Origin of the sequence: Demequina iriomotensis (genome assembly GCF_000971395.1) — a bacterium.
Classification (GTDB): domain Bacteria; phylum Actinomycetota; class Actinomycetes; order Actinomycetales; family Demequinaceae; genus Demequina; species Demequina iriomotensis.
On record NZ_BBME01000013.1, the window covers coordinates 64,849 to 78,980 of the forward strand.

13 protein-coding genes are annotated in these 14,132 nt (G+C 73.5%); 6 read left to right on the forward strand and 7 right to left on the reverse strand.

Translation table 11 applies throughout. The features are described 5' to 3' along the window. Positions 1 to 3: 3 nt before the first annotated feature. Positions 4 to 567: an anaerobic ribonucleoside-triphosphate reductase activating protein gene (gene nrdG, locus AOM09_RS08235; RefSeq protein ID WP_062386683.1), complete on the forward strand. Its 564-nt coding sequence runs from the start codon at positions 4 to 6 to the stop codon at positions 565 to 567. A 199-nt stretch (positions 568 to 766) separates the two neighbouring features. On the opposite strand, the gene AOM09_RS08240 is transcribed toward nrdG, so the two are convergent. The 5 genes from AOM09_RS08240 to AOM09_RS08260 all read right to left on the reverse strand — a co-directional run bounded on the left by AOM09_RS08240 (position 767) and on the right by AOM09_RS08260 (position 6,945). Beyond that, positions 767 to 1,654 (reverse strand): glutaminase, encoded by an 888-nt coding sequence (locus tag AOM09_RS08240; protein WP_228375098.1) that lies wholly within the window; start codon positions 1,652 to 1,654, stop codon positions 767 to 769. Between the two features lie 5 nt (positions 1,655 to 1,659). Beyond that, positions 1,660 to 3,399, reverse strand: a complete 1,740-nt coding sequence (locus tag AOM09_RS08245) for an AMP-binding protein (protein WP_062386689.1) — start codon at positions 3,397 to 3,399, stop codon at positions 1,660 to 1,662. A 71-nt stretch (positions 3,400 to 3,470) separates the two neighbouring features. After that, positions 3,471 to 4,328 (reverse strand): MaoC family dehydratase, encoded by an 858-nt coding sequence (locus tag AOM09_RS08250; protein WP_062386692.1) that lies wholly within the window; start codon positions 4,326 to 4,328, stop codon positions 3,471 to 3,473. After that, positions 4,328 to 5,677, reverse strand: a complete 1,350-nt coding sequence (locus AOM09_RS08255) for a 3-oxoacyl-ACP reductase (protein WP_062386696.1) — start codon at positions 5,675 to 5,677, stop codon at positions 4,328 to 4,330. Before AOM09_RS08255 ends, AOM09_RS08250 begins: the two co-directional genes overlap by 1 nt. Then, positions 5,677 to 6,945, reverse strand: coding sequence for an acetyl-CoA C-acetyltransferase (locus AOM09_RS08260; RefSeq protein WP_062386698.1), 1,269 nt, complete (start codon positions 6,943 to 6,945; stop codon positions 5,677 to 5,679). The genes AOM09_RS08255 and AOM09_RS08260 overlap by 1 nt, the downstream gene beginning before the upstream one ends. Before the next feature lie 73 nt (positions 6,946 to 7,018). On the opposite strand from AOM09_RS08260, the gene AOM09_RS08265 reads away from it, so the two are divergent. The 4 genes from AOM09_RS08265 (at position 7,019) to AOM09_RS08280 (ending at position 11,638) form a co-directional block, all read left to right on the forward strand. Continuing rightward, positions 7,019 to 7,642, forward strand: a complete 624-nt coding sequence (locus AOM09_RS08265; protein WP_062386701.1) for a TetR/AcrR family transcriptional regulator — start codon at positions 7,019 to 7,021, stop codon at positions 7,640 to 7,642. A gap of 22 nt (positions 7,643 to 7,664) precedes the next feature. Then, positions 7,665 to 9,614 (forward strand): acyl-CoA dehydrogenase family protein, encoded by a 1,950-nt coding sequence (locus AOM09_RS08270; protein ID WP_062386703.1) that lies wholly within the window; start codon positions 7,665 to 7,667, stop codon positions 9,612 to 9,614. 118 nt (positions 9,615 to 9,732) lie between these two features. Next, complete coding sequence (locus AOM09_RS08275; RefSeq protein WP_062386706.1) at positions 9,733 to 10,989, forward strand: MFS transporter; 1,257 nt, start codon at positions 9,733 to 9,735, stop codon at positions 10,987 to 10,989. A 31-nt stretch (positions 10,990 to 11,020) separates the two neighbouring features. Then, on the forward strand, positions 11,021 to 11,638 hold the full coding sequence (locus AOM09_RS08280) for a YitT family protein (RefSeq protein WP_062386708.1): 618 nt from the start codon (positions 11,021 to 11,023) through the stop codon (positions 11,636 to 11,638). Between the two features lie 6 nt (positions 11,639 to 11,644). On the opposite strand, the gene AOM09_RS08285 is transcribed toward AOM09_RS08280, so the two are convergent. Next, on the reverse strand, positions 11,645 to 12,127 hold the full coding sequence (locus tag AOM09_RS08285; RefSeq protein ID WP_062386711.1) for a glutathione peroxidase: 483 nt from the start codon (positions 12,125 to 12,127) through the stop codon (positions 11,645 to 11,647). A gap of 37 nt (positions 12,128 to 12,164) precedes the next feature. On the opposite strand from AOM09_RS08285, the gene AOM09_RS08290 reads away from it, so the two are divergent. Then, positions 12,165 to 13,058: an NUDIX domain-containing protein gene (locus AOM09_RS08290; protein ID WP_228375093.1), complete on the forward strand. Its 894-nt coding sequence runs from the start codon at positions 12,165 to 12,167 to the stop codon at positions 13,056 to 13,058. Here the strand turns inward: AOM09_RS08290 and AOM09_RS08295 are convergent. Next, a complete protein-coding gene (locus tag AOM09_RS08295) occupies positions 13,052 to 14,122 on the reverse strand; it encodes an SAM-dependent methyltransferase (protein WP_062386714.1) in 1,071 nt (356 codons plus the stop codon). The two genes, AOM09_RS08290 and AOM09_RS08295, sit on opposite strands and share 7 nt — an antisense overlap. Between the last annotated feature and the right edge of the window lie 10 nt (positions 14,123 to 14,132).

The window sequence follows — 14,132 nt, forward strand, 5'->3', positions numbered from 1 at the left end:
ACGATGCATCGGGCACCCGTGCGCTCGTCCTGGCGCTCGGAGAAGGTGAGCCAGGGCTTCGTCGCCGACTACAAGCCGTTCTCCTTCGTCGACGGCGAGGGCGTGCGCTGCAGCCTCTACGTCTCAGGTTGCCTGTTCGCCTGCGACGGCTGCTTCAACGAGGACGCGTGGAGCTTCCGTTGCGGGGAGCGGTACACGCCGGAGCTCGAGGAGCGCATCCTCGCCGACCTCGCCCATCCCGCGGTCCAGGGGCTGTCGCTGCTCGGGGGCGAGCCGTTCCTCAACACGGGCACGTGCCTGGCCGTGGTCCGGCGGCTGCGGGCCGCGCTCCCGGACAAGGACGTGTGGTGCTGGACCGGCTACACGCTCGAGGAGCTGCTCGACGAGTCCGACGACAAGCGCGCCCTGCTCGCGCAGGTCGACGTGCTGGTCGACGGCCCCTTCGACCTCTCCCGGCGCGACCTCACGCTCGCGTTCCGCGGCAGCGCGAACCAGCGGGTCCTCGACGTCCCCGCCTCGCTCGCTGCCCGCGCCGCGGTGGCCTGGTCCGGGTTGTACCGGAACTGAGGCCTCACGCGCCGACCCGGTGCATGACGCCCACCCGTCCTCCGCGAATTCATGCACGAGGCGACACGGTGGTGCTGCACTCGCATCGCACGCCAGTCGCGTGCACGCCTCGACGCGGGCGCTCCGGGGCGCGCGGGCGCTCCCGTAGCTCGCGCCCGCGTCGCATCGTGCATGAAAACGCGGAGCGTGGCGGTGGGACCTAGGCCGGTCCCTCCGCGAGCCACGGCGCCATCGCCGTCGCGACCGCCTGAGCGCGCAGGGGGTTGCCCAGCCCGTCCAGGCCGGGGGAGTAGGCGGCGAGCGCGCCGATGCCTGGCGCGACCATGACGAGCCCGCCCGCGATGCCGCTCTTCGCCGGCAGCCCGCCGCCGGCCGCCCATGCACCGCTGGCCTCGTACAGTCCCGCGAGCGCCATCGCGTCGACCGCGAGCCGCGCGGCCTCGGCGCTCACCACGCGCCCGCCGTCGACCGGGTCGACGCCGCCGTGCGCGAGCACCGCTCCCATGCGCGCGAGGTCCGCGATCGACACCCCCACGCACGACTGCAGCGTGTAGAGGCGCAGCGCCTCCTCGAGCCCCGCGCCCAGGAGCCCCCGCTCGGCCAGCAGCGAGGCCAGCAGCCGGTTGCGCTCGTTGGTGGCCTGGATCGCGGAGACCATGACGGCGTCGGCGCCGAGCTCGCGGCCGGCGAAGCGCGACAGCCCGTCGCGGATCATCGGCTCCGTGAGCAGGCTCGCGACGGTGATCGCGCCGGGGTTCACCATGGGGTTGGTGCGGCCGCCGGGCCTGCCGGTGATGGCCGCAGGGTCGTTGAAGGGCAGGCCCGTCGCCTCGAGACCCGTGAGCGCGAGCACGCTGTCGGCGCCATGCGCGTCGACCGCGAGCGCCAGGGTGAAGGGCTTTGCCACGCTCATGAGGATGAAGCGCGCACCCACGTGCCCGGCGACTGCCGCCTCCCCGGTCAGCGGGTGCACCGCGGCGGCGAGCAGCACGGGATCGACCGCGGCGAGCGCGGGGTAGACCTCGGTGACGCGCCCAGCGGGCCCGAGCCGCGCATCGTCCACCGCCGCGGCGAGGACGGTGCGCATCCCGGTCACGAGGCGGGGGACTCCGTCGCCCGGGAGGCCTCGAGCTCGCGGAGCTCGCGGCGCAGCACCTTGCCGACGTTGTTCTTGGGCAGCGTGTCGATGAACTCGATCTCGCGCGGGCGCTTGTAGCCGGTCAGCCGCTCCTTGAGGAACACGCGCAGGTCGTGCTCCGAGAGGGACTCGTCGCGACGCACCACGAAGAGCTTGGGCACCTCGCCCGAGTGCTCGTTGGGGATCGGGATCGCGCCGGCCTCGACCACCAGCGGGTGGAGCATCGCGGCGTCCTCGATCTCGCCGGGGTAGACGTTGAAGCCGCCGCAGACGATGATCTCCTTCTTGCGGTCGACGATGCGGAAGAAGCCGTCCTCGTCCTCGATCGCGATGTCGCCCGTGAGCAGCCAGCCGTCCTCGGTGATGACGCGCGCGGTCTCGTCGGGGTTGTTCCAGTAGCCCTGCATCACCTGCGGGCCCCGCACGGCGAGCTCGCCGCGCTCGCCGAGCGGCAGCGGGTTGGCCTCGTCGTCCACGATGCGCACGTCGGTGCTCGGCAGGGGCACGCCGATCGTGCCGATCCGAGGCGGCATGTGCGTCGGGTTGACGCTCACCACCGGCGAGGCCTCGGTGAGCCCATAGCCCTCGGTGATGTCGTGCCCCGTGACCTTCTTCCACCGGTCCGAGACCGACGAGCGCACCGCCATGCCGCCGCCGACCGTGAGCTTGAGGCGGTCGAAGTCGATCGAGGCGAAGCCCGTGGCGTCGAGGAGCGCGCCCGCGAGCGTGCTTACCAGGATGAGCCCGTCGGGCTTGGACGCGTCGAGCGTCTTGACGAAGCCCGGGAGGTCGCGCGGGTTGGTGATGAGGACGTTGTGCGAGCCGAAGCGGAAGAAGCCGATGCAGTTCACCGTGAGCGAGAACACGTGATAGAGCGGGAGCGCCGCGATGATGACGGACTGGCGCTCCTCTCCGAGCGTGTTGCGGATCTGCGCCATGAACTGCTCCTGGTTCGCCAGGAGGTTGCCGTGCGTGAGGACGGCCGCCTTGGCGCCGCCCGTGGTGCCGCCGGTGTACTGGAGGAACGCGACATCGTCCTGCGTGAGCTCGGGGGCGACGAAGGGCTTGCCCTTGCCCCGCGCGAGCGCCGCGCGATAGGAGATCGCGTCCGGCAGGTCGTAGTCGGGCACCATCTTCTTGATCTTGGCGGCGACGAAGTTCACGATGCTGCGCTTGGGCTGCGGCAGCAGGTCACCTGCTTGCGTCACGATCACGTGCTCGATGCTGGTCGCGCCGCGGATGCCGGCCACCTTGTCGGCGAAGTTGGCCATCACCACGATGGCGCGCGGCTTGGCGTCGCGGAACACGCCCTCCATCTCGCGCGCGGTGTAGAGCGGGTTCGCGTTGACCACGATGAGGCCGGCGCGCAGCGCGCCGTAGAGGGCCACGGGGTACTGCAGCAGGTTCGGCATCTGGATGACGATGCGGTCGCCCTTGGCAAGCCCGAGGTCCTGCTGCAGGAACGTCGCGAAGCGCGTCGCCAGCGCATCGACCTCGCGGAACGTCAGCGTCCCGCCGAGGTTCGAGAACGCCACCTTGTCCCCATGGATCCGTGCCGCGTTCGCGACCATCTCTCCGAGCGAGCGGTCCGGCACGGGGGCGATGGCGTGGGGCACGCCGGGGCCGTAGTACTGGTACCAGGGACGGTCCTCGCCGCCGACGGGGTCGAGGGCGGTGGGGGCGTGGGGGGACATATCGTCACATCCTCATCGATGGGCGGAAGCTGATGGGAACGATTGTTCCCTGTCCCGGAGGGTGCGCGCGACTACGACGCGCTGCGCACGCTCATGAGCAGGTGCGGCTTGAGGCCGTCGCGCGTGGTGACCGCGCAGTCGAACCCGCCGGGAGCGGGGGTGGCGCCGAAGCCCACGGTGGCGGGCAGCAGCACGGGCTTGACGAACGCGACCTCGGCGGTGTGGGCGGGCCCCACGCGGCCCTCGAGCGCCGCCATGGCGCGCGCGTGTGTCCACATGCCGTGGATGATCGGGCGTGCGAAGCCGAACGCCTTCGCGGCGACCCTGCTCGTATGGATGGGGTTGGGGTCCTGCGACACCGCGCGGTAGCGCCGCCCCAGATCCGGGGCCAGGCGCCAGAGCGCGAGGGGCGATCCCGGCGAGTAGGGCTCGCGCGCGACGCCGGAGGGCTCTCCCGGCACCCGCATGCCGGCGACCAGGTACGTGCTCACGCCCTCCCAGACGGTCTCGCCGTCGACCTGCGCCCTGCCGACCAGGTCGAGCATCGCCCCGCGCGTGTGCGGGCGCAGGCCCTCCGCGCGCACCTCGAGGGTGAGCGGCTCGGCGGAGGTGACGGCCCGGTGCATCGTCATCGCGTTCGAGGCATGCACGGCGCCCACGAGGCGCACCGAGGAGCGACGATCGCCCAGGAGGCTCACGTGCAGCGGGAACGTGAGCACGTGGATCCACGTCGCGGGCACCGCGTCGCGCAGCGTGTAGCCGCACACCCGGGAATACGCCGCGAGCCTGTCGAGGTCCTGGCGCACGCCCTCGACGCGCACCGCGTGCGCGGGGATGCGGGCCTCGCCCGGGCGGCTGGGGACCAAGGCGCGCGCGAACGCGACGCCCATCGGCGGCAGCGCGTCGAGCACCTCGACGTCGAGCGACATCAGGCGCCCACGAGGTTCTGCCCGCACACGCGGATCACCTGCCCCGTAACCCCCTGCGACGCGGGATCGACGAGGTAGCCGATGGTCTCCGCCACGTCGACGGGGCTCCCGCCCTGGCTCAGGCTGTTGGAGCGGCGGAAGACCTCGCGCTGGACGAACGGGATCCGCGCGGTCATGTCGGTCTCGATGAAGCCGGGCGCCACGGCGTTGGCGGTGATCCCGCGGGCGGCGAGATCGGGGGCCATCGAGATGACCAGGCCGGCCACCCCGGCCTTCGAGGCGGCGTAGTTGGTCTGCCCCTTGTTCCCGGCGAGCCCCGACGTGGAGGCGACGCCGACGATGCGTCCCTGGTCGGCCATGCCGCCCTCGGTTGCGGGGTCGAGCAGCACGTCGTTGATGCGCATCTGCGCGGCGAGGTTGACGTCGACCACGGATCCCCAGCGCGCGGCGTCCGTGTTGACCAGTATCTTGTCCCTGGTGATGCCGGCGTTGTGCACCATCGCGTGGATCCGGGCGCCGCGCGCGGCGACGTGCGCGGCGATGCGTGCCCCAGCATCGTCCGCCGTGATGTCGAGCTGCAGGGCGGTGCCGCCTACCTCGTTCGCGACCGCCGCGAGGCCCTCGCCCGCCGCGGGGACGTCGACGGCCACGATGACGGCTCCGTCGCGCGCGAGGGTGCGGACGATCGCGGCGCCGATGCCGCGGGCGGCGCCGGTGACGACGCACACGCGTCCGTCGAGCGGGCGCGCGTCGAGGGCCGCGGCCGCGACGGCCGCGGGGCGCACGTGCCACGCCTGACCATCGACGAACGCGCTGCGCCCCTGGAGGACGAAGCCGAGCGTCGACACCAGGTCGCCCGGCGTCGCGCCCTCGTGCGCGTACACGAGCGTCGACGTCGCGCCGCCGCGGAGCTCCTTCGCGACCGTCCGGTTGATGCCGTCGAGCGCGCGGGCCACCGCATCGGCCTCCCAGCCGCCGCCGCCGCCGGGCCTCGCCACCACCACGATGCGACCCGCACGCTCGATGCCGCGCACCGCGGGCCTGAGGACCGCGCGAAGGCCCTCGAGCTCCGACACGGTGCGGGCGTCGGTGGCGTCGACCACCAGCGCGCCGATGCGGTCCCCGTAGCCGGGAGCCTCGTCGCCGTCGTCGACCACGGGGGATTCGTGCGCGCGTCCCAGCAGCGCGAGCGTCTCGGCGACCAGCGTCGACGGCCCGAGCGGAGCGAGCACGATGGCGCCCTGAGGGAAGGTCCGGCCGCGGCGCAGGCGCGGCGGCTCCGCGAGGCCCGCCTTCGCGGCGACCTTGCGTCCGACGGGGGAGTAGAAGGCCTTCTCGAGCGCGCTCATCACACCGCCTCCAGGATCGCCACGACGCCCTGGCCGCCGGCCGCGCACACCGAGATGAGGCCGCGCGACCCGGGTCCGCGCTCGTGGAGCAGCTTGGCCAGGGTGGGCACGATGCGGGCGCCGGTCGCGGCGAAGGGGTGGCCCACGGCGAGGGACGAGCCCGTGACGTTGAGGCGCGCCCGGTCGATCTCGCCGATGGCGCCGTCGAGCCCGAGGCCGCGGCAGTAGTCCTCGTCACGCCACGCGGCCAGGGTCGCGAGCACGGTCGAGGCGAACGCCTCGTGGATCTCGAACAGGTCGATGTCGTCGACCGTGAGGCCCTGCCGCGCGAGCAGGCGGCCCGTCGCGCCGACGGGGGCGAGGAGCAGGTCCGCCCCGGCGGGGTGGTCGACCGCGGCGACCTCAGCGTCGACGACGCGGGCCCACGGGGTGAGGTGATGCGCGGCCGCCCACTCCTCGGTGGCGAGCAGCACCGCGGCGGCGCCGTCCGAGAGCGCGGTGGAGTTGCCCGCGGTCATGGTCCCGTCCGGGCCGCCGAACGCCGGCTTGAGCGCCGCGAGCCGCTCGACGCTCGTGTCGGGGCGCAGGATCGCGTCCTTCGCCACCCGCAGGTACGGTGTCACCAGGTCGTCGAAGAAGCCTCGGTCCCACGCCGCGGCGAGCCGGTGGTGGCTCGCCGCCGCCAGACCGTCCTGCTCCTCGCGCGTGATGCCCCAGCGGGTGGTGGTGACCGCCTGGTGCTCGCCCATCGACAGTCCCGTGCGGGGCTCGGCGACGCGGGGTGCCAGCGGCGCGAGGTGGCGCGGGCGGATCCGCGCGAACGCGGCGAACCGTTGCTTCGCGGTGCGCGCGCGGCTCGCCTCGAGGAGGATCCGACGCAGCGGGTCGCTCACCGCGATCGGCGCGTCGGACGCGGAGTCGACCCCGGCTGCGATGCCGCTCTCGAGCTGGCCGAGCGCGATCTTGTTCGCAAGGTACATGGTGGTCTCGAGCCCGGTCGCGCATGCCTGCTGAAGGTCGCACGCGGGGGTCTCGGGCGCGAGCGCCGAGCTGAGCACGGCCTCGCGCGTGAGGTTGAAGTCGTTCGGGTGCTTGAGGACCGCGCCGCCCGCGACCTCGCCGATGCGCTCGCCGGCCAGACCGGTGCGCGCCACGAGCCCGTCGAGGGTCGCCGTCAGCATGTCGTGGGAGGACGCCTGCGCGTAGGGCCCTCCCGCCTTCGCGAAGGGGATGCGGTTCCCTCCGACGACCACGACCTTGTGGTGCATAGCTCCTCCGGGGTTCGGTGTATATCCGATACCGACGGTAGCAGATACCGCCGGTACTGGTTATGGTGGTGGCATGTCCTCCGATGGCCGGGATACCAGGTGGGCGCAGCATCGCGCCGACAGGCGGCGCGAGCTCGTCTCCCATGCGCTGCGCGCGATCCGGGTCCACGGCCCCGGCGTCGCGCTCGAGGACATCGCCGCGCGGGCAGGCACGTCGAAGACCGTCCTCTACCGGCACTTCGGCGATCGCGCGGGCCTCTACGCGGCGGTCGTGGAGTCCGTGCACGCGTACATCCACGCGGGCCTCACGACGGCGCTCGAGCTCACGGATGCCGAGGATCTGGGCCGCATGGCGGGAGACCTCGCGGACGCCTACCTGGGCCTCGTCGAGCGCGATCCGCACATCTATCGCTTCGTCCTCGCGGTGCCGGTGGTCGCGGCCACCGGCGCGCCGGACCCTGCGGGCAACCTGCCCGCGATCATGGGCGCGCACGTGTCCGAGGCGATCGGCGCGCATCTCGCGCGCACGGGCGGCGATCCCACCTCGGCGGCCATCTGGGGCCATGGCCTGGTCGGGTTCATCCGCGCGGCCGCCGACCAATGGATGGACGCCGACCCGCGTCCGCCGCGCGACGCCGTGGTCGCGCACATCACCGCGCTGTTCGCGCCGGGCTTCACCGGCGCGCTCACCCCCTGACCCCGCGACCCGAGGAGCAACGATGACGTTGACCGACGAGACCTCCGCACCGCTCGCCCACGAGAGGCTCACCACGCTGGGAGCCGCGCTGCGCGTCGCTCTCGACGGACCGTACGCGGCCGAGCGTGCGGTCGCCCGCGCGACCTTCCCCGCGGGCGGGGCGCTGCGACCCGTCGAGCTCGGCATCGAGGAGTCGCGGGCCTGGACGCTCGCGCGGCTGCAGGAGCTGCAGGACGCCGGCTTCGGCTCCGCCGGCGTGCCCTCGCGGGCCGGCGCGCACGCGGATCCGCTCGAGGCGGCCCTCACGTTCGAGACGCTCGCCATGTGCGACCTCTCGGTCACCATCAAGTCGGGTGTGCAGTTCGGGCTGTTCGGCGGCGCGATCGCCAACCTCGGCACGGCGTGGCACCACGACACCTTCCTGCCGGGCGTCACCTCGATGGAGCTGCTGGGCTGCTTCGCGATGACCGAGCTCGGGCACGGCTCGGACGTCGCGAGCCTCGAGACCACCCTGACGTACGTGCCGGAGACCGACGAGATCGAGGTGCACTCGCCCACGCCCGCGGCCACCAAGGCATACATCGGCAACGCGGCGCGCGACGGCGGCATGGCGGCAGTGTTCGGCCAGCTCGTGGTGGACGGGCGGCGTCACGGGGTCCACACCGTGCTCGTGCCGCTGCGGGACGAGGACGGCGCCGACCTGCCGGGCGTCACCACGGGCGACCACGGGCACAAGGGCGGTCTGCTGGGGATCGACAACGGCACCCTCCGCTTCGATCACGTGCGCGTGCCCCGCCGCATGCTGCTCGACCGCTACGGCGGCATCGGCGACGACGGCGCCTACCGGTCCGAGATCGAGGACCCGAACCGGCGCTTCTTCACGATGCTCGGCACGCTCGTGCGCGGGCGCGTCTGCGTGGGCGGCGGCGGCGCCATGGCGGCACGTCGCGCCCTGTCCATCGCGACGCGGCACGCCCTCCGCCGACGCCAGTTCCCGGCGCCGGGCCGCCCCGACGGCGTGCTCCTCCTCGACTACGTGGTGCACCAGCGGCGCCTGCTGCCTCTCCTCGCGCGCTCCTACGCCCTCGGTGCCGCCCAGAACCGGCTCATCGGCGCGCTGGTCCACGTCCAGGGTGACGACGAGAGCACCGAGCGGGACCAGCGCGAGCTCGAGACGTTCGCCGCGGGCATGAAGGCCATGCAGACCTGGTTCGCGAACCGCGCGGTGCAGGAGGCGCGTGAGGCCTGCGGCGGCGCCGGCTACCTGAGCGAGAACGAGCTGACGGCACTGCGCGGCGACGTCGACATCTTCGCGACCTTCGAGGGCGACAACACGGTGCTCATGCAGCTGGTCGCGAAGGGCCTGCTCACCGACTACCGCCACGCCTGGAGCGCGCTCGACCGCACCGGCGTGGTGCAGGCGACCACGCGCGCCGTGGGGGAGCTGGTGATGGAGCGCACCTCCGCGGGGCTGGTCCTCGACCGTCTCGCCGCCACCGCGCGTCGCCGTCCCGAGGAGACGACGCTCGTCGATCGCGGATGGCACGCGCTCATGTTCGAGGAGCGCGAGCGGCACGCGCTCGAGTCGCTCGCGCGTCGCATGCGCGCCGCGGCGAAGGCCGGCGGCGACTCGTTCGAGGCCTTCAACCGCCTCGGGCCGCACGTCCAGTTCGTCGCCCGCGCGCACATGGAGCGCGTCACGCTCGCGGCCTTCGTCGCGCTCCTCGACACGACCGAGGACGCCGAGGCGCGCGACGTGCTCGAGCGCACGTGCTCGCTGTTCGCGCTCAGCAGCATCGCGGACGACCGCGCGTGGTTCCTCGAGCACAGCCGCATGACCACCGCCCGCTCGAAGGCGATCGGCGACCAGATCGACGCGCTGTGCCGCGAGCTCCGGCCTCACGCGCTCGCGCTCGTCGAGGGCCTGGGCATCCCGCGCGACTGGATCGAGGCGCGAATCCTGGACGAATGAGCACGCGGAGGGAAGCAATCCGTCCGTCCAGTGGTTGACTGGTGTCGAACAGGGCGTCGCGCCCTGGCGCGCTCGACGATGAGCGGTCCCTCACGGCTCATCACAGAACGGCGCCTCCATGCAGCTCACCCCCGCGCGCTCCCGGCTCGCCCTCCTTGCGCTCGCGCTCGGCGGATTCGGCATCGGCACCACGGAGTTCGTCGCGATGGGGCTGCTCCCCGACATCGCGCGCGACCTCCTGCCGACGCTCTACGCCCAGGACCCCGAGGCCGCGCTCGCGCGCGCCGGCGTGCTGATCTCGGCCTACGCCGCCGGCGTGGTCGTGGGCGCCCCGACGATCGCGGCCGGCGCCGCACGCTTCCCGCGCAAGACGCTGCTGACGGTGCTCGCCGCCGCGTTCACTCTCGGCACGCTCGCCTCGGCGCTCGCACCCACGTTCGAGACGGTGGTGGCCGCACGCTTCCTCGCGGGCCTCCCGCACGGCGCCTACTTCGGCATCGCGGCCCTCGCCGCCGCCGACCTCATGGGGCCGGGCAAGCGCGGCCGCGCCGCCGCCTTCGTGCTCTCGGGCCTCACCATCGCGAACGTGGTCGGCGTCCCCGCCATCACGTGGCTGGGCCAGCACACGAGCTGGCGGGTCGCGTACCTCGCGGTCGCCGCCATCTTCGCGCTCACCACCGCCGCGATCGCGGTGTGGGTGCCGCGCGCGCCCGGCGATCCGCACGCGACCGTCCGCCGCGAGCTCGGCGCCTTCCGACGCCCGGCGGTGTGGCTCGCGCTCGCGACGGGCTCGCTGGGATTCGGCGGCTTCTTCGCGGTGTACTCGTACGTCTCGCCGCTCGCGACCGAGGTGACCGGCGCCTCGGAGTCCTTCGTGCCCGTGGCGCTGGTGATGCTCGGTCTCGGCATGACGGTCGGGAACCTCGTCGGCGGGCGGATGGCGGACACGGGCGCGGTTCGCGCCGTCTTCATCCTCTTCGGCGTCTTCGCGGCGTCGCTCCTCGGGCTCGCGCTCACCGCCGCGACGCTGCCTGGCCTGCTCATCGGGCTGTTCATGGTGGGGGGCTCCGCCGCTGCCATCTCGCCGGCGATCCAGACGCGCCTCATGGACGTCGCGGGCGACAGCCAGACCATCGCGGCCGCGCTCAACCACAGCGCGCTCAACATGGGCAACAGCCTCGGCGCGTTCCTCGGCGGCGCGGTCATCGCGGCGGGGCTCGGCTACACGGCGCCGACGTGGACCGGGCTCGCGCTGTGCGTCCCCGGCGTGCTGGCGGCCGTCGCCGGATGGGCGGTCACCCGGGAACGGGCGGACGATGCGGTAGCCTCCTTGGCGGCCGCCGACGCCCGGGTCGCGGTGCGGCCCGGTCGCTGAGCCGGCCCCGCATCGTCCCCGAAGGAGCCCCGTGACCGTCGTCGAGCCGCCCGTCGAGATCAAGCCGCACGCGGTGTGGGAGGACGTCCTCGCGATCCCGGTCGGCGCCTTCCTCATGTCGTGGGGCATGTACCTGCTGAGCGCGATCGACGGCGTCACCGGCGGCCTCGCCGGCGTCTCCTTCCTCACCAGCTACGTCACGGGCTGGTCGCTCGGCGCGGTGTACTTCCTCATCAACCTGCCGTTCTACTGGCTCGCCGTCCGCCGCCTGGGTTGGGCGTTCACGCTCAAGACCCTGGTCGCCGTCGGCCTCATCTCCGTGGGCGTCGGGCTGCACCCGCGCTTCATCGACGTCTCGGGCATCCAGCCGATGTACGCCGCGGTGTTCGCGGGCCTCGCCGTCGGCACGGGCATGATCGTGCTGTTCCGTCACGGCGCAAGCGCGGGCGGCTTCGGGATCCTCGCACAGTGGCTGCAGAAGACTCGCGGGTGGCGCGCCGGCTACATCCAGCTCGCGCTCGACCTGTGCGTGATCGCCGCCTCGGTGGCTATCGTCGACTCGTGGGTGCTCGTGTGCTCGATCGTGGGCGGCGTGCTGCTCAACCTCGTGGTCGCGATCAACCACCGCCCGGGCCGCTACTTCGGCTGACGGTGCTCAGGCCGCGAGGGCGGCGCGCACGTCCTCGCGGAGCGCCGCGGGCTCGGTCGTGGGCGCGTAGCGCGCGATGACGGTGCCGTCCCTGCCCACCAGGAACTTGGTGAAGTTCCACTTGATGGAGCTGCCGGTCAGGGAGCGCGTCTCGGCCTTGAGCCAGCGGTACAGCGGGTGGGCGTCGCGCCCGTTGACGTCGATGCGCGCGAACATGGGGAACGTCACCCCGTAGTTCGACGTGCAGAACTCGGCGATCTCCTCCGAGCTGCCCGGCTCCTGGTGGGCGAACTGATCGCACGGGAAGCCGAGGATCACGAGCCCGTCGGACCCGAGTTCCCGGTACAGCGCCTCGAGGCCCTCGAACTGCGGGGTGAGGCCGCACCGCGACGCGGTGTTGACCACGAGCACCACCTGGCCCCGGTACGCCTCGAGCGCACGCTCCTGGCCGTCGAGAGCGGTCGCGGTGAAATCGTGCAGCGTCGTCATGCACCGATCCTCGCATCGCATGTGGGAGCCTGGCGACGTGACCCTCCCGCCTCCGCTGCCGCCGGACCGCGACCCGGGCGACAACTGGGCGTACGCGGCGGACGGCACGCGGTACTGGGGCGCGTTCGGCGCGTCGGGGCTCCTCGCGCACGATCCGCTGCGGGGCGTGCTGCTGCAGCACCGCGCCGAGTGGAGCCATCACGGCGGCACGTGGGGGATCCCCGGCGGAGCGCTCCATCGCGGCGAGGTCCCGCTCGACGGCGCTCTGCGCGAGGCCGCCGAGGAGGCGGGCGTCCCCCGGGACGCCGTCGCGCCGACGGCGGTCCACGTGCTCGACCTCGAGGTGTGGCGGTACAGCACGGTCGTCGCCACCACGTCGCGAGCGTTCGATCCCGTCGCTGCCGACGCGGAGAGCATCGCGCTCGAGTGGATCGCGCTCGACGCCGTCGCGGAGCGTCCGCTGCACCCCGGTTTCGCGGCCTCCTGGCCGATGCTGCGCGACGCCCTCGCGCATCGTCCCGCGGTGGTGGTCGACGCCGCCAACGTGGTCGGATCCGTGCCGGACGGGTGGTGGCGCGACCGCCGCGGCGCCAACCGGAGGCTGATCGCGCGCCTCGGGGCGCTCGCCTCGGCGGGGGTGCCCGCGGCCCTCCTCGGCCTGGAGCTCGATCGCTGGTTCCCGCGCATCGTCGCCGTGGTCGAGGGTCGGTCGCGGGACGTTCCCGGCGTGCCCGGCGTCGAGGTGGTCGCCGCGCCGGGCGCGGGGGACGATGCGATCGTCGCGCAGGCCACCGCGCTCGCCGGGGACGGTCACCGCGTGACGGCGGTGACCTCCGATCGCGCGCTCGCGGCGCGCCTCGCGGGCGTGGCCGCGGTGCGCGGCTCGGGCGCGCTGCTCACGCTGCTCGACGGGGTCGCGCCCCGTCAGTGATGGAGCCGGTAGAAGCGGAACTGCGGGAACGCTTCGATCGGCAGCACGGTGACCTCGCTGTACCCCGCGTCGGCGGCGTAGCCGCGCAGCACGCCGGGGCGCATCACGGTGCCCGTCGCCGCCGTCGTGTCGTTCGCCATGCTGTCCGGGAGGCAGACGAGCAGGCTGTAGCCGTACATGAGACGCTCGAACGGGTCGCCCGGGGGAGCGGGCGACTCCTCGACCCGCTCGTCGACGACGACTACGGCGCCGTCGACGCGCACGGCCTGACGGACGGCGTCGAGGACCTCGACCGGCCGCGGCATGTCGTGCAACGCCTCGATGATGAACGCCGCGTCGTACCCGCCGGCGAGGCTCCCGCCGTCGACGAGGACGAAGTCGACGCGGTCGGCGAGGCCGGCCTCCTCCGCGCGCTCGCGCGCATGCGCGATCGACGGCGCGTCGACGTCGACGCCTGTCACCCGTGCGTCGGGATAGGCCCGGGCGAGCGCCAGGGTCGACCAGCCGGCCCCGCACGCGACGTCCGCGATGCGCGCGTCGGCGCGCGACAGCACGGCGTGAAGCTCGGGCACCTCGGCGAGGGCCGGCGCGAGCCGTGACTCGAACCACGGCCGGTTGCCGTCGGCCTGGGCCCAGCGCGCATCGTCCCCCAGGGCGTCCCACGTGACCCCGCCGCCCGTGCGGTAGGCCTCGAGCAGCGCGGGCATCTGCGCGGCGGCGGCGGCCAGGAGCCGGGCGGCCGGCGCCGCGTAGGCGAGCGACCGAGGGTCCGTGAGCGCCTCCGCGGCGCCCGTGGGCAACGCGTGCACCGGCCCCGCCGGCGTCGCGGTCACGGTGACCATGCCCGCGGCGGCCTGGTGCGCGAGCCACTCGCGCGCGTAGCGCTCGTGGGTGCCGGTGGCGTCCGCCAACGCGCGTGCCGTGAGCGGTCCGTCCGCGGCGAGCGCGCGGTACCAGCCGAGCCGATCCCCGAGGTGGATCGCGAGGCTCTCCATCCCCGTGGTCACGACCTCGAGGACGTGGTCCGCCCACGCGTCGGCCGGCGCGTGCTCGTGCGGTGCCATCCGTGCACCT

Bases quoted from the DNA above. Each gene is read 5' to 3' on its own strand.
- AOM09_RS08255 (WP_062386696.1), bottom strand. From the start codon at position 5,677: ATGAGCGCGCTCGAGAAGGCCTTCTACTCCCCCGTCGGACGCAAGGTC.
- nrdG (WP_062386683.1), top strand. From the start codon at position 4: ATGCATCGGGCACCCGTGCGCTCGTCCTGGCGCTCGGAGAAGGTGAGC.
- AOM09_RS08240 (WP_228375098.1), bottom strand. From the start codon at position 1,654: ATGCGCACCGTCCTCGCCGCGGCGGTGGACGATGCGCGGCTCGGGCCC.
- AOM09_RS08275 (WP_062386706.1), top strand. From the start codon at position 9,733: ATGCAGCTCACCCCCGCGCGCTCCCGGCTCGCCCTCCTTGCGCTCGCG.
- AOM09_RS08270 (WP_062386703.1), top strand. From the start codon at position 7,665: ATGACGTTGACCGACGAGACCTCCGCACCGCTCGCCCACGAGAGGCTC.
- AOM09_RS08245 (WP_062386689.1), bottom strand. From the start codon at position 3,399: ATGTCCCCCCACGCCCCCACCGCCCTCGACCCCGTCGGCGGCGAGGAC.
- AOM09_RS08285 (WP_062386711.1), bottom strand. From the start codon at position 12,127: ATGACGACGCTGCACGATTTCACCGCGACCGCTCTCGACGGCCAGGAG.
- AOM09_RS08265 (WP_062386701.1), top strand. From the start codon at position 7,019: ATGTCCTCCGATGGCCGGGATACCAGGTGGGCGCAGCATCGCGCCGAC.
- AOM09_RS08260 (WP_062386698.1), bottom strand. From the start codon at position 6,945: ATGCACCACAAGGTCGTGGTCGTCGGAGGGAACCGCATCCCCTTCGCG.
- AOM09_RS08250 (WP_062386692.1), bottom strand. From the start codon at position 4,328: ATGTCGCTCGACGTCGAGGTGCTCGACGCGCTGCCGCCGATGGGCGTC.
- AOM09_RS08295 (WP_062386714.1), bottom strand. From the start codon at position 14,122: ATGGCACCGCACGAGCACGCGCCGGCCGACGCGTGGGCGGACCACGTC.